The following is a 22,238-nucleotide window of genomic DNA, read 5'->3' as shown; positions in this document are numbered from 1 at the left end:
TGTTCCTCATTTCTCATTGTTTCTTGTATTTTCTATCACTCAAACGCCTCTGTAAGATCAGAAAAGTTTTTACAGGTTTCCAGTTTTTCCATCGTCTGCTCATTACCAAGTTTTCCGGCCAGTTCAGATAACAGCTTTAAATGAACCGTTGCATTTTCATTATCAGACGGTACTGCAAACAGAAATATATAATGAACCGGCTGTTCATCATAAGACTCCCATGTAATCATGTTTTTTGTTTTACCAATAGCAATTCCGACTTTTTTTACGAAATCAGACTTTCCATGTGGAATTGCCACATGATTTCCAATGCCTGTAATTCCTTCGCTTTCTCTTACAAATACGTCCTTTACAAAACCATCAATATCACTGATATATCCTGCTTTATAAAGCAGACCCGAGAGGAACCGGATAGCTGATTCCTTATCTTCAGCCACCATATCCAAATCAATAACTTCTTTATCTAAAATAGCCTTCACAGCCATATTTTCACTCCTCTACTTAATAAAGTACTGGTATAAATCCAGTCCAGTCTTCACCTGACGTATCTGTTTCATGAACTCATCATTTTCAGTCAGGGAAATAAAATCCTTATAGAACTGCTGGGTACATGCCTTTTGCAGATCAGTATCCATTTTAAGCGCCAGGAGAAATACCACATCTACCATATCCTCATGCCACCCGATGGGCTTCTCCAAAACTGCCACTACCACTCTGGATTCATTGACCGCCTGGTTATTACCGTGTGGAATTGCCACGCCTCCCCCAACAGCAGTTGTTGTTGCTTTCTCCCTGTCCATTACATTTTTTAAATAATCCTCAGATACATCACCAGATTCCAGCAGCTGGTTCACCATAAGCCGAAGGAGTTCATCTTTATTGTTAACAGCGGGGTGAACCAGCATATAACCTGCTCGAAACAGCTGATGGCAGATACTGGATGCCCGAAAGCGCATATTTCCTTTACTGTTTCGAATTCGGGTCACCGCTTCTCTGATAGAAAATATGTCTTTATCCGTGGGGGCCTGTCCAATGCTTATCATTCTGTCATGACTGTGTTTTAAATTTATATTTGTAAAAACCACATCATAGCGATCACACATAAACGGCTTAAAATCATGTTCACTGATTGCTTTTACGAAAATAATCTCAGGAATATTCTTTTTTATCAAATCAATCATAAGCTGGGAAGGTCCCATTCCTGAATTACTGACCAATAATGCTTTCATGGGTATGGTTTTCCGGACAAGGGCTGACTGGATATACAGCGCAATGTTTGATATTTCATCCTCGGTGATCTGCACCCCGTAATACGATTCAAAAAGAGAGCTTGTTGACCATGTTGCCAGATACACCTGTTTGTACTCTATTTTTACAAATTTACTGATATTATCGGGATGCTCCTCACCATACTTCATTCTGAAAATAGCAGAACGCATATGCATGAGCAATCCATCATACAGCACTTTATCTTCGGATAAATCATCATTTAAAACATTGGCAATTGTGCTGATCACTTCTCCCACAAACTGCTGCAGCAGCTGATTGAAATAACTGGGGTTTGTGCGCATATTTTCTGTACCGTCATTTCCAATCTTTCTGGCAGACAGCAGCATGGAGGTAAGCAGCAGAGTATCCTCATCCATCCCCTGAATGGAAAATTCTGATTTCACCTTATCATAAATTGATTTTGCAAACAGATATTCTGCAAAATCCCTTAAGCTGTCTTCCGTCTCACTCTCGTCTTGTTTTAGAGGATGGGCAGCTCTCTTGATGGACAGACACACCATAATCCAGGCAGTCCGGAATGAATTCTCAGCAAACTGTATTCTCCATGCATTTTCCATATCCACAATAATACTCTTTACCCTTGCATAATTTACCCCGGCTGCATAAGTCTCAAATAGGGCATCCGTGATTTCCGGCATTATATAAACCATATAATTTACTAAGGCCTGCCTGTAGGTTTTTTCATCACCCTGAAGCACGATCCCTCTGCCCCGCACAGTCACAATCTTTATATTATATTTTTGAAACCAGCCTTCCACAGACTTTACTAGAACAGACACCGTAGGCGCACTCATATACATGCGTTCCGCCAGCTGCCAGAGAGTAACCGGCTTATCCATGGCATACTTTAAAAGCATTCCAATCATCTGATTGTTCCTTGACATATCCTCAGTTATTTCCGTGCTCTCAGAATACCCCATTGCAAGCAGCTCCGTACGCCTTGTAGTATACAGACAAACACCAAGACCCGGTTTCTTCTCTATATGCCCCAGTTCCTTTTGCTGCAGCCATTCATCCACCTGGTCCACTCTGGTTCTGGCAGTTTTTACCGAGACTCCCAGCAGATCAGCCAGTCTGGAAACCGGGATATTTTCATTGTCCAAAAGAGCTTTCAGTATTTTATTTAAGTATGCCTTCTCACCTGCGTTACTCATTTATTCTCCATTTTATTTATTCATTTCCCGTTGCAATGGCATCTAAGAACTTATATCGGTTTGCAGAACCAAGAATCTTCATATAATTCATTACAAATTCTTTTATTCCTTTTTCCGCTTCCATACACATATGCATATAGTCCATATCAGGCTCCCGTTCAAGAGCCGCCATCATTGCCTTTTTGCCTGTGGAAAATGCGTCAGTAGCTACATTTACTTTATTAATTCCGCATTCAATGGCCTTTTTCAAATTTTCTTCTCCAGAACCGGACCCGCCGTGAAGTACCAGGGGTACATCAACAGTTTCCTTTAATAATTTTAACCGGTCAAAGTCAAGTTTTGGAATCTTACCTTTGGGGTAGTCCCCATGGGCGGTACCCACCGCTACGGCCAGTGCGTCAACACCAGTTCTATTTACAAAATCCAGCGCCTGATGGGGATTCGTATAAAGATCCAGATTGGTATCGTCAGAATCCACCGCCATACCAACATGTCCCAATTCTCCCTCTACGGAACACCCCACTGCATGTGCCATTGCCACTACCACTGCGGTTCTTTCAATATTATCTTCATAAGTTAAGGACGAACCATCAAACATGATATTGGTAAATCCCCGGTTGATACAGTCTGCTATAATCTGATAATCTGTGGCATGATCAAGATTTAATGCAATGGGAACCGATACCCTCTCTGCAAGCTCCCTGATCATGGGAAGCATTTCCTCCGCATGTGCATGATTTTTCATCTGTCCGCATCCAAACTGGATAATCATGGGGGAATAGGCTTCCTGAGCTGCAGTAATTGCACCTCTCACCATCTCCATATTAATACTGTTCATGGCCATTACCGCATAATGATGTTTATGGGCATGATCCAGAATTGTTTTCATTGAAGTTAACATTATACTTATTCCTCCATTTTACTTTTACGTCTATTGTATTTCGATATTAAAATCGAAATCTTCATCTTCTTTTATACTTGTATCCTGTTCATCTAAAGGTTTCTTGATAAATGCGTAAATAACACCGGTAAGTACAGAACCTATAATAAGAGCTATAATAAATACAATCGGATTCTTCATCATGGGAACAACAAAGATTCCGCCTGCTGCTGCAGGGCTTTCACAACCAAATCCTACGGCAATTGCTCCTGCAACAGCGGAACCAATTACAGATGCCGGTATAAAACGCAGAGGGTCTGATGCTGCAAATGGCAAAACACCTTCTGTAATAAAACATAATCCCATTGGAAATGCCGCTTTTCCTGCCTCCCGCTGGTCTGCACTAAACTTTTTCTTTGCAATGAGAGTAGAGATAAATGCCCCGATTGGGGGTGTCATACCACCAATAATTTTTGCTGCTGCCGGTCCCATAATCTTGTCTGCCAACAATGCATTTGCTGCCATAGAAGCTGTTTTATTCACAGGACCGCCCAGATCGAATCCCATACAAAATCCAATAACACCACCAATTATGCCCTTTGCTCCACCATTTAATGTGATAATCCATGCCTGAAATTTTGTCATCAGGAACGACATTGGTATTGAGAATACACAAAGGAATATCATACCGCACACCAAAGTTGAAATAAGAGGAATCAGCATTACTGGCATAAGGCCCTGACTCCATTTCGGAACTCTCCACTTTTTCATCCAGTTAATAAAGGAACCGATAATGAAGGACATCAGTAATCCGCCCAAAAAGCCTGCCTTAGACTGTGATGAACAATAACCGATAACCAGACCAGGCATAATTCCGGGACGTCCGGAGATCGAATACGCAACACCTGCTGTCATAACTGCAACAGCAAAATCCATTGCAAATGTACCGATCTTATTAACACCCCACCAGAATCCCAGCCATGTAAACGGGTTTAAATTACTAAAAGGGGTTGCCCCAGCCTCTACCGCATTTCCAATATCGTATCCTCCCAAAGCCTTAGCCAGTGCGCACAACAAACCGCCTGCAACAACAAATGGTATCATGTAGGATATACCCGTCATAACATGACGCTGAATGTTATTCTTTTTACTATTCATTTTTACCCTCTCCTTTTGCACTTATTTCTCTAATTTTTCGTGTGTTTTCTTTATTACACCTTTCGCAGATTTCATAACAAGACTGATGGGAATCTCAATCACTGGTTTCCCCTTAAAACGGTCTTTGGTAATCCCAATATCTGCAGCAATGATAACCACATCTGCTTCGGCGATGTCCTCAGGTGTAAGTGCATTCTCAATTCCGATAGATCCCTGTGTCTCTATCTTAATTTCATCCCCCATTTCTCTGGCAGCACCCTCCAGCTTCTCTTTTGCAATGTAAGTATGAGCAATTCCTGCAATACATGCTGTTATTCCTACTATCTTCACTTTCCTGCCTCCTGTTCTTTTGTTTGTAATGATAATATCATCCTTTATTTAACCGGTGTAAAAGAACTTATGCCCTCAATTGTGGTAACTTTTTAGTAAAGCCTTAACCAGATTAACGTTGGTTATGCTATTTTCTCCAACAAAAAAGAACCATCCTTCAGGACGGCCTTTTTCTTTACAAACATGTATTTACTTACTTAAGCACAGAAGCTTCTCCATCAGTGCCACACTCCCCACATTGTAACCGCTGCATGCATAAATTGCATTTAACCCCGGATTCGTGACAATTAAAAGCGGAAGCTTTTCAGGGTCCACATACATTTTACGAGCCAACGGTTCTACCCCCTCATCAAAGTTAAAGTACCCCACCTTGATTCCGGGAATTGCCTTGAGAACCTTTTGCATGGTTAAATTTTTTAAAGATGCTTCTCCTTGCAGCAGAAAAATAATCTGGGCCTCCAAAGCATTTAAGGAATCCTTTTGCTCCAGCATTTCATTAAGAACGTGCTCGGTGGGTTCCTGCCCCTCAGATAAGACAGCCAGTATATTGGCCGTCTCAGCCATAAGTACCGATGCAAAAACCGTATGTTCGCTCATATTATCTTTCAAGTTCACTTCAAAATCATTCATTACATAGTCAACCAGCATATCCTCCATACTTCCAGTACGCAGACGCATGTTGACCGTCTTTACTTCTTCCGCTTTCAGCTCAAATAAATATTCACTGGCATTTTGGTTTCCGCTTGGAAGACGGACGGACGTAATAAGGCGGTATTCTCCAGGTGCTAAGTCAAGACTCAATAAGCCTTCTTGAAACTTTAACCCAGTATAATCCAAAGTTACAAACTTTCCATCTTTTTTCATACCAATGGTCCACGTCTGATAATAAACCGGTACAATGTCCAGATCTGCGTGCAATAACAGTTTTCCATTTTCTCCAGTCTGTGACTTTACTCCTACTTTCTCTCCGGTCACAGATACAAAACAATCGTTCTCATATATCTCAGCTTCCAGATTCACAGGGTTAATCCTTGCGGGAATGCCCAAAGTACGGCAGATTGCTACAAATAATATTTTCTGACTAAGGGAATTGCCCTGTAAAAGCTTAAGACTTCCAACCGGTGTAGACGTTATAGTCTTGTAATCAAGCTTGGGTTGAAAACCTATATTTTGCTTCACGTACCGCCAGACAGCCCTGGGATTGGTTCGGAATTCTTCCTTTTGGCTCTCACCGAAGAATCCATCTATAAATCCCCGGTAGTCCGTCATCTCTTCCAATAATATTCTGGGGCAGAGTATATACTTTGCATAAACATCCAGTTTATTGTTATCTTCCCATGTCTTACGGTACCGAGCCGCTCCAATTAAATGACTTTCCAGGATCTCCGGACTGGCATCTTTATAATCCTTAATAGTCAGACTTTCCAGCATAACTTCCCGATCCGGGTTATTATCCCGATTCATAAACCTGTTAATTTCATCAAAATTACCAGCCGATAACCGTAAAATATGATTCTGCTCTGGACTTGCAAAACCATCTTCTCTAAAGTACCCTGCAATCCTTTCTTCCCTCACCTGATTCGCCTTGTTAATCCTGTCTCTGTTTCTTTCTTTTTGCTCTCTGGTAAGTTTAAACGAATGCATCGGATAATCCTTAGGGGCTCTGACATCTGTATCAACCCAGATTTCCTGGGAGGATTTTCTGTTCTCATCCCTCAGATACAGCACTGTATGATCCTCATCTTCTATTGAAATCCATGCTTCGCAGCTAAGTTTTCCTTTACCTGCCCAGACATGTACATCGCCCAGACCAATGGTAATTGTCACCTTACCCTGATTGTCCGTCAGCAGGGAAGCCACGCTGCAATATTCCGCCATATTAAGTATTTCAATAGAAACCGAAGCGTTTTCTACAGGATTGCTCTCATCGTCAAGCACCTGTATTTCATAAAGTTTAGTCCGGGCATAGGTGGCGGTTTCATTATAATAAACCAGCAAATCCTCCTGACCCAGACACTCCTTTACTGAATCACCAGAATAATCAGAAAAGGTTCTGGTATGCACCAGCAATGCCCTGGAAGATGCATTGGTAAACCAGCCCTTATTAAGTACTTCCTCTGGCTCACACGCCCCCAGAAAATGCCATTTTCCATCCACAAACACCTCAACCCATGCATGATTATCATCACAATGAGCCCATCTGGGTGTATATACCTGTCTCGCCGGTATTCCCACACTCCGGAAAGCCGTAACCGCAAAGGTGGACTCTTCCCCGCATCTGCCTTTACCTGATTTATAAACGGTTACCGGAGAAATGGTCCTGTTATCGGACGACTCATAAGTTCCATTTTCCGCACACCAGTAATTGATTTCCAGCACTGCATCTTTTACAGAAAGTCCTTTGACCCGGTCAATTAACTTATCATAAAAAAACTGGCGGCAGTCTTCAATATTCTCCGTATTAACCCGGTAATACAATATATGATGCAAAAAGATATCTTCCGGAATCTCCCGGCACCATTCCATCTGCTCATAAACCATAAGAGAATGCCTAACAAATCCCAGGAATACGTTAAAATCATATTCTCCGGCATCCCTAAGCGGCATCGTACCATACAAAAATTTCATGAGCACCTGTTCTTCAAAGCTACAGCCTTCCATGGCTTTCTCAACTTCCTCTTTTAAATCTTTTAAATAGGGAAGCCTGAGTTCATATTTTTCCTGGGCATACCTCTGCAAATGTTCTGTAAACATTACAAATTTTCCTCCGCTTAATCATCTCATTGTATTTTTCCATTTAGACTATATCGTACGATTAAAGTATGGTGACCCCGGCTGAATAAAGCCTTTTGCACGTAGCTTCATCTGGATTTGAATCAGTAATAATTCCATCGATGTCATCAAAATGGGCAAATTTATAAGAATCATTAAAATAAAATTTATCCTTTTCCATTACCAGATACTTATGCCTGCTGCTGGCAATGGCAGCTTTCTTTGTCAGCCCATCCTCTACCCCCAGAGTAGTAATGGAATTATCCGTAAGATCCAGGCCACAGGTCCCGATAAATGCCCGGTCGAAACTATACTGCTTAATGATTTCAATGGCAGCCGCGCCCATAAATCCATTCACCGTGTGGTACATAATCCCTCCGGTTCCAATGGCGACAATACTGGGATTCACTGCCAGTGTCTGCATTATGTCAATCATATTTGTCACTACAGTCACCCGCTTATGGGACTTGGCAAGCAGATCCGCAACCATAATATTTGTAGTAGATATATCCAGAAAAATAGTTTCATTTCCGCTTATGAGATCAAACGCTTTTTGAGCAATTAACATCTTTTTCTCAATATTCGTATCCCTTCGGTCAATTACATCCCGTTTTAATGGATAATCCTGGGACAATAAAGCTCCCCCATAGGTTCGTTTCAGCTTTCCGGCATTTTCCAGGCTTTTTAAATCCTTTCGTATACAATCCTCAGTCACCTGAAAAAGGGCGCTTAAATCCTTTACCTTCACCATACCCTCTGTCTGAAGAATCTGTAATATCCTGTCTAAACGTTCTTCCGTAAACATGCTTTTTCCTCCATTAATTTTTTTGCCTGGCGTATCTCTTCCTCCCGTGTGCGGAAGATATCGTATTCTCCGATTCCCGGAATTCCCATGCTTACATTTTCTTTCCGGTAAATCATTCCGCTGTCCACGATCTCCTTACCTGACATATGAAAAATCCTGGCGCCTATCTCATCCATGAGACAGGCCATTGTACTCACATTCACCCCGCTGCCAGCCATAATATCAATTCTGCCTTCCGCCCTACGGATCAGTTCCCCCAAAAGCTCTCTTCCCTCAAAACAGGTATTCTGCTGCCCTGAGGTCAGTATAGTATCTGCTCCCGCTTCTATGGCTTCCTCAAGGCTTTTATATGGATCACGGCATACATCGAAAGCACGGTGCAGAGTCATACTGCCGTTCCCCACCTTTTCCTTCAACACCTTCAACCGTTCCACATCAAGATTTCCATCCGGTTTTAAAAAGCCTGCCACGATACCATCTGCACCAAGCTCCCGAAACATCTGGGCATCCTCAGCAATCATCTGAAACTCATAATCTGTATACAAAAAGTCGCCATACCGGGGCCTTATCAGTACATTTATGGGAATATCACAGGCTTTGCGTATTTGCTTAAACTGGCTTACTGAAGGAGTAGTTCCTCCAATCACCAGATTCGCACAGAGCTCCAGTCTTTGGGCTCCTCCCCGTACTGCCGCTATTGCAGACTCCACAGAATCCACACAGACCTCCAAGATATAGTCTTTCATCATTTTCTCCTAACAATCTAATTTTCATTGCCATCCTGTTATTTCACTCTATGACAGGCTGCAAAATGTCCCGGTCTTACTTCTTTCATCTCCGGTGTATTTTTGCTACAGAATTCTTCCGCATAAGGGCATCGTCCGGCAAAGAGACACCCCTGCGTCAGACTGATGGGATCAGGAAGACTTCCTTCCAGCATAATTCTGCTCCGGTTCTTCTCCACATCCGGGTCAGGGATTGGGATTGCAGAAAGCAATGCCTGTGTATAAGGATGAACCGGATCATCAAACAAAGTTTCGCTGTCCGCCAGTTCCACCATACTTCCCAGATACATAACGCCAATCCGGTCACTGATGTGTTTCACCATGGAAAGATCGTGAGCAATAAAGAGGTATGTAAGGTTTCTCTTCTTCTGCAGTTCTTTCAGCAGATTAATTACCTGAGCCTGAATGGAAACATCAAGAGCAGATATGGGTTCATCACAGATTATAAACTCCGGATCAACAGCCAAGGCCCTGGCGATCCCAACTCTCTGCCTCTGTCCGCCAGAAAATTCATGAGGGAAACGGTTTGCATGCTCTTCGGAAAGCCCTACTGTTTCTAAAAGCTCAATTACCTTCTTTTTCCGTTCCTGTCCCTTAAAGATTCCGTGAGCATCCATTCCCTCTGCAATAATATCCATAACCTTCATACGTGGATTTAGGGAAGCATAAGGATCCTGAAAAATCATCTGCATTTTCCTTGTAAATGTATGACGCTCCACCTGTGACAGGCTGTTATTAATTACCTGTCCATCATAAACCACCGTTCCTTCCGTCGGCTCATACAGCTGGATTACCGTCCGTCCAAAAGTAGACTTTCCGCATCCGCTCTCGCCCACCAGCCCCAGTGTCTCTCCTTTATAAATATCCAGGCTGATATCTCTCACCGCTTTTAAGGTCTGGTTTTTTCCCACATGAAAATATTTTTTCAAATGTTTTACTTCTAATAAAGGTTTCTTATCCGCCGACATTCTGATTTCCTCCTATTCCCTGAGAGCCTTCGCCCGCTCATCAAGCAGCCAGCAGCGCACATGATGGTTATCGCCACAAAGCATATCCTCAGGAGGATACTGCCTGCAGACCTCCATGGTCTTCGTACATCTGGCCGCAAATGGACAGCCTTTTGGCGGTTCCATCAAATCCGGAGGTGTTCCCGGAATTGCCGTCAGCTCACTACCCTTTTCTGAAGCCTTTGGTATAGAAGCCAGAAGCCCCTTCGTATACGGGTGAGCGGTTTCATAAAATAAATCTCTCACATCAGCAGTTTCCACCAGCTGTCCTCCATACATAACAGCCACACGGTCTGCAATATTAGCCACAACACCTAAATTGTGAGTGATAATAATAATAGAGGTCTTAATTTTTTTCTGCAAATCTCTCATCAGGTCCAGTATCTGAGCCTGAATCGTCACATCCAGCGCCGTAGTAGGTTCATCGGCAATCAAAATCCTGGGATCACAAGCCAGAGCCACTGCTATCACAACTCTCTGTCTCATTCCTCCGGAAAGCTGATGAGGATACTGATCAAACCTGGCTTCCGGATTTGAAATACCAACCAGAGAGATGAGTTCAAGAGCACGTTCTTTCATCTGTGCCTTTGACAGATCTTTCCGGTGTTCTTTTAAAACCTCAACGATCTGCTTACCAATGGTCATAGTCGGATTTAAAGAGGTCATAGGATCCTGAAATATCATGGATATATCCGATCCTCTAACTGACTGCATCTGCCGTTCGCTGTATTTCGCAAGATCCTTTCCCTCCAGGAGAATACTACCTTCAACGATCTTTCCATTCTTAGGAAGCAGTCCCATAATACTTTTTACGGAAATAGATTTGCCGGAACCAGATTCTCCTACGATGGCAAGAGTCTCCTGTTCATCCAGATGAAAACTGACTCCCCGGACCGCCTGAACCGTACCGTGCTGTGTCTCTATCTGTACCCGTAACTGATTCACTTCTAATAATCTGCTCACTGACGATTCACCTACTTTCTCATTCTGGGGTCCAGTGCATCACGCAGACCATCACCAAGAATACTGAAACATACCATAATAAGCACAATCACGATGGCAGGGAAAATCAGTACATGGGGAAAATTACGAAGCACCTGGTATCCGTTATTGATCAAAACTCCCAGAGAAGCCTTTGGCTCCTGCATACCAATACCAATAAAGCTTAAAAACGCCTCAGTAAATATGGCAGATGGAATCGTGAACATGGCATTAATAACAATTACCCCAACCGTATTGGGTATCAGATGTTTCCATATAATCCTGGAAGTACTTGTCCCCAAAACGCGGGCTGCCAGCACAAACTCCTGGTTTTTCAGCTTCAAAATCTCCGCCCGGACCAGACGTGCCATATTCACCCATCCGGTAATGGAAAGAGCCACCACAATGGTCCAAATCCCGGCCGGCATAATCATCATCAAAAGAATCACAATAATCAGATGGGGAATTCCCACCAGTATTTCAATAAACCTCTGCATAACTGCATCCACTTTTCCGCCGATAAGAGCAGAAACCGCTCCATAAACCACACCAACCGTCAGATCCAAAAATGCAGCCACAAATGCAATCAGCAGTGATATACGGGTTCCCATCCAGGTTCTGACCCACAGATCCCGCCCGAACTGATCTGTTCCAAACAAATGCGCAGCGGAAGGAATCTGGTAAATAATATCATAATTCGTTTCTTTATAAGAATAAGCGGAAAACACCGGCGCCAGTAATGCCAAAAGCCCAATCGCTATTAAGGTAAACAAACTTGCAACCGCCGCTTTATTTTTTTTCAAGCGAAGCCACCCTTCCTGAAATGCGGTCAAATTGGGGTGGGCGATATGTTCCTTTTCGGATTCATCCACATGAACCCTTACAAATAACTCATCCATACTCACGCCTCCTTTCCTGCTGCCAGGCGTATTCTTGGATCAATCATGGAATACGCGATGTCAACGATCAGTACCACAAAAATGTAGAAAGCGCTGTAAAAAATAGTGATTCCCATAATGGTTGAATAATCATTGGCCTTAATGCTGTCCACAAATAAGCTGCCAATACCCGGAATGGTATAAATATTTTCTACTGCCAGAGATCCCGTCAGAAGATTAACAACAATCGGTCCAAGAATCGTTACCACAGGAATGATGGAGTTTCTCACAGCATGCCGCATCAGTACTTTCATAGGGCTCAGTCCCTTAGCCTTAGCAGTAATAATATAATCCTGTTCCAATACTTCCAACATCTCCGTCCTGATAAACCTGGCAACCATAGCCGTAGCAGAAAAGGACAGGGCAACAGAAGGAAGAACGGAGCATCTCCAGTCCGTCCAGAAGCCAACCGGAAGAATCCCCCATTTTAAAGCCACATAATACTGAAGCAAAGCCGCTGCCACAAAATTGGGAACAGAAACTCCCAGCACAGCTACAATCATGGTAAAGTAGTCAATTCCGCTGTTATGTTTCCACGCCGCAATAATTCCCAGCACAAGCCCCAGTGCCAAACCGATCAATACTGCCTGAATTCCGATCAATGCCGAGGGACCAATTCTTCCTCCAATTACAGTGGATACCTTTTGTCCCGTATAGGTAAAAGAAGTTCCGAAATCCCCATGAAGAATATTTCCCATATACTTTATATACTGTTTTGGCAGAGATTCATTTAATCCATACTGCTCTAAAATAACATGCTGCTGCTGCGCAGACATCATATTGAAACGTTCCGCATCAAAAGGAGAGCCGGGAAGCTTTTTCATCAGAAAAAATGTCGCCGTTACAATGACCCATAATGTCAGCACCAGATAAATCAGACGCTTGCAGATATATTTTATCATGCCGTATCCTCCTTTGCATTCCTATTTTCATAAGATTCCAAAAAGAGCCGTCCTTCTCCAATTTTGAAAAAGAAGGGGCGGCTCTTCTCATTTCCCGCATACTAGCTGCCAGGGCAAACCTCTGCCCGCCGCGGATTATTCAAAGTAAGCGTACTTAAATTCAACATCTGGTCCAAATGGGTGGTTAACCAGTCCTTTTACATTTGATTTAGTCAGTGTAGCGGATCCTCTGTGATACAAAGGAGCAACAATCACGTCTTCATCAACCAGAAGTTTCTCCGCCTGCAGCAGCATATTCAGACGCTTCGCATCATCAGTCTCAACTCTTGCATCGTTGATCAGCTTATTGTAATTCTCGTTCTGATAGGAACCGCGGTAAGGAGTGCCATTGGTCCATAAATCAAGATAAGTCATGGCATCATCATAGTCAGCGCCCCATGCAGTGGAAGCAAACATATAATTATCGTTATCCATTAATTCATTTCTAGCCTGAACCGTCTTCGTATCGATTGTAATATCAATACCTAAATTCTTATTTAACTCACTCTGAATGTAAGTCGCAACTGCTTTTGTCACAGAATCATCACGCACCAGAAGTGTCAGCTTTGGAGTTTCACCCAACTCCTTACATCCCTCTTCCCAATACTTTTTCGCTTCTTCTGCATTAAACGGGCATAAATTTCCGTTAAGCTCACGGAAGGTCTTACTTCCGTCTCCATACATACCCTCTGCTACAAGACCGTTGCTGGAGGAAGAACCATCTGCAAGGATCACCTTAGCCAGAGTATCACGGTCAATTGCTGCAGAAACTGCCTTACGAATGTTTTTGTTTTTCATAACCGGATTGCTTAAAGAGAACTGAAGATATTCGGTTCTGAACTCGCTTTCGGATTTGAATTCCGGATTATTCTGGTAAGCCGCCACATTGGAAGAATCCAGTGCCACCTGGCTCAGCTCATTAGCCAGATAAGCATTTAAAGCTGCCGAAGCATCTTTCATAACTCTTACCTGTGCATTTTCAATCTTAACGTTTGCGGCATCCCAGTACTTGTCATTCTTTTTAAGGGTAGCACCAACTGCCGGATCGTAACTGGTAATTGTATAAGGTCCGCAGTAGATCATGTTATCTGCACTTAAACCATACTGATCACCCTTTGAGGTAACATATGCCTCATTTAACGGGAAGAACTGGCAGAGCACAGTTAAACGTGCAAAATAAGGAGTGGGCGCTTTAATGGTCACCTGGAATGTCTTGTCGTCAACAGCTTTTACACCGACTTCCTCCGCACTAACTTTCCCCTCATTATATTCAGCACCATTTACAATGTAATCTGTCATAATAAAGCTGTAGCCGTTAGTCGCATCTGCGCTCATCTGCTTTAACCATGAGAACACGAAATCACTGGCAGTTAAAGGAGTTCCGTCGCTCCACTGCAAACCATCTCTTAAATGGAAGGTGTATGTAAGTTTATCATCTGAAACATCATAACTTTTTGCAAGTGCAGGCTGGGCCTCATTTTTCTCATCCAGACGAAGCAGACCCTCAAATGCGTTGTTATTTACCATGGAGGACTGGCTGTCTGAGGCTGCCCACTGTACCAACGTCTTGATTTCTGCATTTGCATAAACGCTAAGAACCTGATCACCAGCTGCTGGAGCCGTGGTTTTGTCAGAAACAGATTCACTTGCACCTGCACTCTGGGAAGACTCACCAGCAGTTGTTCCACCGGTGCTTCCAGTAAATGCACAACCAGAAAGAGCTCCAATTACCAGACACGCAGCAGTACCCAATGCTAATACTCTTTTTTTCATATTTCCTCTCCTTTTGTATTACTTTTATTGTTTCGTCTTAATTTATAGCAATTTGCCTATAAAATTATTTAAATTATACAGATACCTAGTGGTTGTGTCAATAGATTTTTTATTATTTTATCTTGTTTTAAATTGTTTCAATTCTTAACTAAAATACTTGTTTTTCAAAGTCTGAGCAATAAAAAAAGAGTTTCTGCTTTGCTTTCGCGGTGGAGAAACCCTTAACTAATCTAAGTTCTATCATACTGCCATTCTATATATTCCATTACACATGGTAGATTATGCTTAATTATTATTTTTTGAGATAGCATCCATAATCAATTCTTTTGAGATATACATCGCCTTTAAACGATTTCTAAGAAGTGTATGATGAGTATTCCCCTCAGTAAATTTATCCTGTGCTTTTTCACATTTGCTTATTATGGAATTTATAGCTCGAAGTGCTTCTGTCAGTTCTTCACTTGTGTATTCCTTCATTATTATTACTCCATTCTATACTTTTAAAATATATTATCCCATTTGCAGCATTTTTTATAATAAGAGTCATAATTCATAATTATTTTGTACCATACGAAATTAGCAACCCATAAAACTGGGTCAAAGTCAGAAATTCTTGATTCCTGCCTATAAACTCTGTAATTTTATTTTGCTTGTTGCAATAGTACTCTGCATCTTTTCTATCCATTCCATGATTCATAAACCGTTCAACCACCAGAGTCTGCTGTTCACTTGTCTTATGCTCACAGAACTTATGAGCTTCAATAAATGCTGCTACCTCATCAGCATAATCAGCATGTTCCGGTGAAATGAAGTTAACCTTATCACTCATTCTAATATCTACATCCCTTAGTCCAAGATTCCTCATCATCTTAGGTATTTTCAGAGCAATAGAATAATCTCTCCCCTGGCGTTTTAACTGAGTATTCCACATTTCTCTAAATCCTGGATATTGACATAAATAATCATAATCCATACCATGAATATAGAGACCCACATTTTCCAATTCTCTGTTAACCTCTGCACATACAACGAGACCTCCATCTTTCGTGAATGAAATCATCTTATTAAGAAATAAATGTGAATTATCAATATGTCTTAATACTGCCTGTGAAATGACAAAATCATATTTTATTTCAGATTCATAGGTTAACACATCATCACATACAAATTGAACATCATATTCTCCGGTTTTAAGAGTCCTTTTCCCCTCATTGATCAGGCTCTCGCAGTAATCAATGCCCGTATAAGTACTACCTTTTGGCAGATGGGGCATAAGCATAGTACCTAAAAAACCATAACCGCACCCACAGTCCAGAACATTAATCGGGTAATTAATCTTCCAGACTCTTTCGATCAAAAATTGAAGGTAGTCTTTATTCCACAGAAAATCCCGCGTGTTTTTCAAATATTTCAGACGTCCACTCCAGTAATCCTTAGTCCCCGCTTCACAAGGAATATAAGTTTGAGACGGTAACGGTTTTAATCCCAACAATTCATCAACTGAAACATCAAAGTATTGAGCCAGCTGAGGTAAAAGCGTTATATCGGGAAATGTAATGTTGTTTTCCCATTTGCTCACAGTCTGATGTGCCACCCCCATAACAGTTGCCAATTCTTGTTGACTTAGTGCTTTATTTTTTCTAAGCTCTGCAATCATTAGCTTCATACACAATACCCCCTGGACTTATTATTTTTAATATTAACACCGAAATCTTAATTTTAAAATAACGCATTATAAGAATTTATTCCCTTATAGAGTGAGAAAAAGTTTATTACATAAATTCCAAATCTCCTAATTAAAACTTTACTATATCTGATAACAGAGTGGGTTTCTGATATAATATCATACATACACACCCCGCCCCACCATTTACAAATCGCAAAAATAAAAGAAGGGTTTCTGCTTTGTTTTTGCAAAGGAGAAACCTTTCTAAATAAACTAATTAGCTTTATTAAGCTCATCCTGAGATTTATGCATAATAACAGCCACGTGTTCACTGACATAACATAAAATCTGTTTACCGTCAGTCTGAGTCGGAAACATAATCTTGCTGCTTTCATCCGTATAAAACTCATTAAAATTAGGATCTACAAAACTCATATTAACCATCTCATTGGAATTAATGGTTCTCTCATCATAAAAGCCATGGGTATCGGGATTATAAAGAGATAACATCGTGGTTTTCTCATTAGTTGTTATATAACATCTGTTATTAACTGTAACTGGTTTATTACTTATATTCTTTATGCCAACAGAGACAATTTTGCTATTTCCAACCTTTACATCAGGAAGCCACGCTACCAGAAACGTCACTCCATCATTGACATCATTGATAATTTCTCCGTTTCGATCAGCCATACGTCCATCTGGTATTAACCCATTTACCAGGAGCGCTCCAGTATCTTTAAAATAGTGATCCTTACCTTCTATATTAACAATCCCAGTCTGCATATACCCATTTGAATCAAAATGATAACATTCACCCGTCTCAGGGTCTTTAAACCAGTTGTCTCTTAATACTGTACCATCATTGTACACATATTGCCAGCCGTTTGAATCCTGCTTCCATTCATCCGCATAACTCACAATGGAACCCAAAACAGAAAATACCAAAGACACCATAACTATAAACTTTTTCATACATATCCCTCCATTTATATTAATCAGATCTATTATATAATACAAATTAATAAGTTACAATTAATACAAATAATATCAAGTGGAAAAATTTCCACAGCCGTTCGGAACAAACATACTAGAAAAAAAGGAAATAAGTACTTGACAAAATGCATATTTGTAACTAAAATAGTTACAAAAGGAGGTGCTTATGTATTCAACTAAATTATCTGTAAGCATTCATATAATGAGTGTAATTGTACTGATGGAGGGGGAGCCCGTCACGTCTGAGTACATCGCTTCCAGCATCAACACCAATCCCGCCCTTGTCAGACGTTTAATGAGCCGTTTAAAGAAAGCAAAGTTAATTAAAACGAGTACGAAACTTGGTGTAACAGGTCTTGCCAGAGAAGCAAAAGATATTTCACTTCTGGATATCTTTTTAGCAACAGAAGACCATCAGGATTTGTTTAGCATTCATAGCAACACCAATCCAAACTGTCCAGTAGGGGCAAAGATAGAAGTCACATTGAAACATTTATACGACAACATACAAACAGCAACAGAGGAAAAGTTATCTGCCATTAGCCTGGCTGACATTATAAAAGAATTTATATAGAACAACGCTGACTCGTCTCAATACAATCTGAGACTGTAAGAAAAAGAAAGGATGTGAATAACTATGAAAATTGCAATAATAGGTGCAACCGGTATGGCCGGCACTGCGCTCTACAAAGAAAGTGTATTACGCGGACACGAAGTGACTGCAATTGTTCGTAATAAAGATAAGGCAGTATCTTTACTGGGAGACGGAGTAAAAGTAATCGATAAAGATGTCTTCAATCTAACAAGATCAGATCTCGAGGGCTTTGATGTCATAATAAATGCCTTTGCTACAGCTCCCGCTAAAGCGTATTTACACCTGGATCTGGCTGCAAAGCTGGTAAATATTTTCCGTGAAACGGAAAAGCCCAGACTGTTTTTTATTCTCGGTGCAGCCAGTCTTTTAGATGAAAACAACAAGTTGTTTCTAGACACGTTGAAGACATTACCTGACGTTGCATCCTGGATTTCCATTCCAGTGGAGGCATATAAAACCCTTAACTTCTTGAGAAGCATTGAAAATGTAAACTGGGTAGGCGTATCCCCATCGGCGGAATTTGTCCCAGGAGAAGCGACGGTACCTGTTATAGGAAAGGATCATCTGCTGACCTCCTCCAAAGGCAAATCAGTTGTAACAAGTGGAACCATGGCTGTTGCCATTTTGGATGAAGTAGAAAATCCACAATTTATTCGTACCAGATTTACCGTATGTAACCAATAAATAGAAAACAAATTTGAAATGGAGGTCTATTTTATGAGTAAGACAATTGGAATTATTAATGGTAGTTTGAGAAAAAATTCATTTTCCGGAAGCATTGCTGACTATATGAAAAATAACGCGCCGGAAGGTTATGCATTTAAAATCATTGATATAGGAAAACTTCCTCTTTATAATCAGGATTATGATGGCGAAGATTTAAACGAATACACCGTGTTTAGAAATGAAGTAAAGGATTTAGACGCCGTACTGTTCATTACACCAGAGCATAACCGCTCTATTCCTGCAGCACTGAAAAATGCTCTTGACATAGGTTCCAGACCTTATGGTGAAAATGTCTGGAGCGGCAAGCCAGGTGCCGTAATCAGCCAGTCCCCAGGCGGCATCGGCGGTTTTGGCGCAAATCATCATTTAAGACAGGTACTGGCTTTTCTAAATGTTTTAACCCTCGCTCAACCAGAAGCGTATATTGGTTCTTTTCATACATTAATTGATGAAAACGGAGAGATTAATAACGAAGGTACCAAAGAATTTTTAAACGGTTTTTTAGCTGCTTTTGCTGCTTGGATCGAAAAATTATCTTAAATTACACAGGAGGGAAACAGTCGTGGCTGTTTCCCTCTGTTGTTGTTTAACCACAGATATAAGTTGACTACAGCCCCAAGGAAGGTTTTCATTCTCTAATACTGGTTCACCTGTTTTCCAGCTAAATATTTTTTATACAATTGTTAAGTTCTAGTATTCTATCACCAACATCTTCAGGGCAATGTGCATCCGATACAGTAATGATTTTGACATTATTATTTCTCATTATCTTTAGCATTTCTTTATCCATACCTAATGTAGCCGTATTAGGACAACGTCGATATACTCCACTATTTTGTTCAGCGTACATATCATTTTTAGAAAGCTCTTTTGCTAAATTGGTATAATATTCCGTTAGAGAATATGATGGCTTATGTCCAAAAAGTTTAATCGAATCAGGATGAGCTATACCATCATATATTCCACTTTGAGCAAGCGAAACAGATGTTTCAAAATATCTATGATATATTTTATCCACATTAATTCCATTCCAATGCTCCGCCTTATGGTCAAAGGCAAAATTATCAACAAAATGAACGCTACCTAACATAAAATCAAAATCTTTATCTTTAGTTAATTTTACAACTAAGTCTTCAAATTCTTTAAAATAGCATATCTCAAGACCAAACTTAATCTTAACAGGGAATTGAATATTTCTAATTTGTTTGATAAGTGACATATAATTTCCCAGTTTCAGTACTCCTGCTTTTCTATGAAACCATGTATCAATATAATTGCTATAAGCACAAACAGAATCGTACATAGGGACAAATTCTTCAAACCGATAACAATGCTCAAGAAGCCAAATCTCGTCTAAACGCTTCTCAACTGCTTTCTTAACAAATTGATTTATCCATTCATACGTATATTCTCCTCGTTCAATATGAATATGACCGTCCACCATACTACCACTCCCTTATCTATATTTTGTTAGAGCAAACACCTTTACGAAATCTAATTTATAAACTAAATCTATATTATCAATATAACAAAGTCAACTGTGTTTTAGACTAGCTTGGACCAAATTTTCCGAGCAACAAAAAAATCTCTAAACCCTTATCTTTAAAGGTTTAGAGACCATTCTTTGAGAGGCGACAACCAGATTTGAACTGGAGATCGCCCAAAAAACGTAGGAAAAAGGAGGGTTTGGCGTGCCGGGATGGGTTTGCGCAAGCGGGGGGCAAACAAAAAGGTTTGCATTATCAAATACTTATAAAATATTACACCCTTTATTCTTCATTATTCTATTATGTAAAACACAGAGCAAAGTATTTTTCAAAATAGTTTGGGATACCTACTTTCTATCTGCCTCATGTATACATCCAATTTTTTCAATACATAATCTGCTATAGCTGATGGTACTTTTTTCTTAGTATAATGAAACTCTAGACAAACTAATCTATCCTCAAGTTCTATAGTAATATCAGGATATATATTGTTTAGCCATGGATGTCTTCGCTCTGATTCAACTTTTAAGTTAGGTAATAAATCACTAAATGCAGCTGCTAAAGTTTTATTAAATGGTTTATCGCTTCCATCTCTATTTAGATTATAGCCAGATGCTACCTTATTGATTTCATCGTACGCTGTTCTTGCCACCTCTATAGCACTATTAGATTTTCCTCTGCTAGCACCCAATGTTGTCCTTTGTCCATTTAATTGCTTCACTATAGGAGTTGCCTCCAAGAAACTTTTTGCTTTCGATTTTTGTTTCCAAGTCTTAGGTATGGAAACTTCATCCCAATTAATCTTACCATCAACACTATACTGATTTCCATATGCTGCAAGAGAAGATACCAAAGCATTTGTTTGTAAATACATAATTTTTGTTTTAAAGGCCCCTGATAAAGCTAATTGTAATCTATTAGAATTCCAATATTCTGCCTTTTGATTATCATGTATATACTCATCTAACTTTGCGTGATATGCATCCCAGCACTCTTCAATATTCTGTGACTTTCTAACAAACTGTGCGACTACTTGTTCTGCTTCCGGCATACTAAATATAAACCATATTTCTGTAGGTTTAGGTATACTCTCAATAATTTTTGCAATACCGTCTGTTTTTTTAAACCACAATTGCCTAATCTGTATAATATAATCGCGTAGTGTAAAACTATCTCCTTTATTTATTAATTCCTCTAACACTTCGATAAAATCAGATTCTGTCAATTGAAAATCGCTATAAGTATACCCAGTATTAAGTACTGAAATTGTATTCTTTAGAACAGATGGAAATTCGTTTTTTTCTGGTCCTGTAAAAGTAAGAACTTCTTTATCTCTATAAAACAATGTTCCGGAAACTGCTTTCGAGTAGTTAATAATATCATCAACATCTTGCTTTTCAGTAATTGGCCAAATGATAAAAATAGGATGCTTTCTTAACAAACCGTTTAAATCTCTAAAAAACGCTTTCTTACTTTCTGCAGTTTCATTTTGAATTGATTCTAAATAGTCTATAACTATTGTAAATACTCCATTTGAATTTACTGAAATATTATGATTATCAACTATATCCTTAATTTCTTCTATTACCTGTGATAATTTTGATTTCTGCATAGAAAGTTCCGCGGCGTCGAGATTAATAACTTCCCGAATAGGCATATGAGATCTCCACTTTAATGATTGTATAAATGTAGATTTCCCAACGCCGGGAATACCATGCATTAATAAAAGCTTTCCTGCATTGCGAATGCTTTTAGCAATAAAAGCAATCTCTTTTTCTGAGTTTTGTACTGGTACAACAAATTCCATCATCTTTTCCAATTGATTATTCAACTCATATTTTACATCTTCAAAAGAATCTGATAAGATTAATTCCATTATATCCTCCTTCTTTTCAACACATTTCCCCTCTCCGTTATACGGCCTGTCCTTAATTCTAATAGTAAGCTTACTAAC

General features: G+C 40.2%; 21 protein-coding genes. 3 read left to right on the top strand and 18 right to left on the bottom strand.

Translation table 11 applies throughout. The annotated features are described in order from the left end of the window. Positions 1–35 precede the first annotated feature (35 nt). The 16 genes from ACOAOT_RS22445 to ACOAOT_RS22370 form a co-directional block, all read right to left on the bottom strand. On the bottom strand, positions 36–485 hold the full coding sequence (locus ACOAOT_RS22445; RefSeq protein WP_420218976.1) for a PTS sugar transporter subunit IIA: 450 nt from the start codon (positions 483–485) through the stop codon (positions 36–38). A gap of 12 nt (positions 486–497) precedes the next feature. Then, positions 498–2,444, bottom strand: a complete 1,947-nt coding sequence (locus ACOAOT_RS22440) for a BglG family transcription antiterminator (RefSeq protein WP_420218975.1) — start codon at positions 2,442–2,444, stop codon at positions 498–500. Positions 2,445–2,460: 16 nt separating this feature from the next. Beyond that, on the bottom strand, positions 2,461–3,345 hold the full coding sequence (locus ACOAOT_RS22435; protein ID WP_420218974.1) for a class II fructose-bisphosphate aldolase: 885 nt from the start codon (positions 3,343–3,345) through the stop codon (positions 2,461–2,463). Positions 3,346–3,375: 30 nt separating this feature from the next. Beyond that, positions 3,376–4,482: a PTS fructose transporter subunit IIC gene (locus ACOAOT_RS22430; RefSeq protein WP_420218973.1), complete on the bottom strand. Its 1,107-nt coding sequence runs from the start codon at positions 4,480–4,482 to the stop codon at positions 3,376–3,378. Between the two features lie 21 nt (positions 4,483–4,503). Continuing rightward, the gene (locus tag ACOAOT_RS22425; RefSeq protein WP_104437915.1) at positions 4,504–4,812 is read right to left on the bottom strand and encodes a PTS fructose transporter subunit IIB; all 309 of its coding nucleotides are present in this window, start codon (positions 4,810–4,812) and stop codon (positions 4,504–4,506) included. Positions 4,813–5,001: 189 nt separating this feature from the next. Further along, positions 5,002–7,566 (bottom strand): transglutaminase-like domain-containing protein, encoded by a 2,565-nt coding sequence (locus tag ACOAOT_RS22420; RefSeq protein WP_420218971.1) that lies wholly within the window; start codon positions 7,564–7,566, stop codon positions 5,002–5,004. 61 nt (positions 7,567–7,627) lie between these two features. Then, positions 7,628–8,389: a DeoR/GlpR family DNA-binding transcription regulator gene (locus ACOAOT_RS22415; protein WP_420218970.1), complete on the bottom strand. Its 762-nt coding sequence runs from the start codon at positions 8,387–8,389 to the stop codon at positions 7,628–7,630. Then, entirely contained in the window at positions 8,368–9,135 is a 768-nt protein-coding gene (locus tag ACOAOT_RS22410; protein WP_420218969.1) for a copper homeostasis protein CutC, read from the bottom strand. The genes ACOAOT_RS22415 and ACOAOT_RS22410 overlap by 22 nt, the downstream gene beginning before the upstream one ends. 38 nt (positions 9,136–9,173) lie before the next feature. After that, the gene (locus ACOAOT_RS22405) at positions 9,174–10,142 is read right to left on the bottom strand and encodes an ABC transporter ATP-binding protein (protein ID WP_420218968.1); all 969 of its coding nucleotides are present in this window, start codon (positions 10,140–10,142) and stop codon (positions 9,174–9,176) included. A 12-nt stretch (positions 10,143–10,154) separates the two neighbouring features. Beyond that, positions 10,155–11,144: an ABC transporter ATP-binding protein gene (locus ACOAOT_RS22400; protein ID WP_420218967.1), complete on the bottom strand. Its 990-nt coding sequence runs from the start codon at positions 11,142–11,144 to the stop codon at positions 10,155–10,157. A gap of 11 nt (positions 11,145–11,155) precedes the next feature. Further along, positions 11,156–12,061, bottom strand: a complete 906-nt coding sequence (locus ACOAOT_RS22395) for an ABC transporter permease (RefSeq protein WP_104437921.1) — start codon at positions 12,059–12,061, stop codon at positions 11,156–11,158. Positions 12,062–12,063: 2 nt separating this feature from the next. Beyond that, positions 12,064–13,002 carry an ABC transporter permease gene (locus ACOAOT_RS22390; protein WP_420218966.1) on the bottom strand — a complete coding sequence of 313 codons (939 nt, stop codon included), beginning with the start codon at positions 13,000–13,002 and terminating at the stop codon, positions 12,064–12,066. 135 nt (positions 13,003–13,137) lie between these two features. Beyond that, positions 13,138–14,814 (bottom strand): peptide ABC transporter substrate-binding protein, encoded by a 1,677-nt coding sequence (locus ACOAOT_RS22385; protein ID WP_420218965.1) that lies wholly within the window; start codon positions 14,812–14,814, stop codon positions 13,138–13,140. Between the two features lie 285 nt (positions 14,815–15,099). Next, a complete protein-coding gene (locus ACOAOT_RS22380; RefSeq protein WP_420218964.1) occupies positions 15,100–15,291 on the bottom strand; it encodes a hypothetical protein in 192 nt (63 codons plus the stop codon). A gap of 79 nt (positions 15,292–15,370) precedes the next feature. Beyond that, positions 15,371–16,480 (bottom strand): class I SAM-dependent methyltransferase, encoded by a 1,110-nt coding sequence (locus ACOAOT_RS22375; RefSeq protein WP_420218963.1) that lies wholly within the window; start codon positions 16,478–16,480, stop codon positions 15,371–15,373. Positions 16,481–16,753: 273 nt separating this feature from the next. Next, on the bottom strand, positions 16,754–17,455 hold the full coding sequence (locus ACOAOT_RS22370; RefSeq protein WP_420218962.1) for a hypothetical protein: 702 nt from the start codon (positions 17,453–17,455) through the stop codon (positions 16,754–16,756). A gap of 187 nt (positions 17,456–17,642) precedes the next feature. Between ACOAOT_RS22370 and ACOAOT_RS22365 the strand changes: the two genes are divergently transcribed. The 3 genes from ACOAOT_RS22365 (at position 17,643) to ACOAOT_RS22355 (ending at position 19,337) form a co-directional block, all read left to right on the top strand. Beyond that, positions 17,643–18,050 (top strand): Rrf2 family transcriptional regulator, encoded by a 408-nt coding sequence (locus tag ACOAOT_RS22365; protein WP_420218961.1) that lies wholly within the window; start codon positions 17,643–17,645, stop codon positions 18,048–18,050. 63 nt (positions 18,051–18,113) lie between these two features. Then, the gene (locus ACOAOT_RS22360) at positions 18,114–18,755 is read left to right on the top strand and encodes an NAD(P)-dependent oxidoreductase (RefSeq protein ID WP_420218960.1); all 642 of its coding nucleotides are present in this window, start codon (positions 18,114–18,116) and stop codon (positions 18,753–18,755) included. A 33-nt stretch (positions 18,756–18,788) separates the two neighbouring features. After that, a complete protein-coding gene (locus ACOAOT_RS22355; RefSeq protein WP_420218959.1) occupies positions 18,789–19,337 on the top strand; it encodes an NADPH-dependent FMN reductase in 549 nt (182 codons plus the stop codon). Between the two features lie 121 nt (positions 19,338–19,458). Here ACOAOT_RS22355 and ACOAOT_RS22350 read toward each other — a convergent pair whose 3' ends face one another. Both ACOAOT_RS22350 and ACOAOT_RS22345 read right to left on the bottom strand, forming a co-directional pair. Further along, entirely contained in the window at positions 19,459–20,241 is a 783-nt protein-coding gene (locus ACOAOT_RS22350; RefSeq protein ID WP_420218958.1) for a PHP domain-containing protein, read from the bottom strand. A 371-nt stretch (positions 20,242–20,612) separates the two neighbouring features. Continuing rightward, the gene (locus tag ACOAOT_RS22345; RefSeq protein ID WP_420218957.1) at positions 20,613–22,160 is read right to left on the bottom strand and encodes an ATP-binding protein; all 1,548 of its coding nucleotides are present in this window, start codon (positions 22,158–22,160) and stop codon (positions 20,613–20,615) included. Positions 22,161–22,238 lie beyond the last annotated feature (78 nt).

Source organism: Lacrimispora struthionigena (assembly GCF_048627165.1).
Lineage (GTDB): Bacteria > Bacillota > Clostridia > Lachnospirales > Lachnospiraceae > Lacrimispora.
This window is presented reverse-complemented; position numbering and strand designations above follow the sequence as displayed.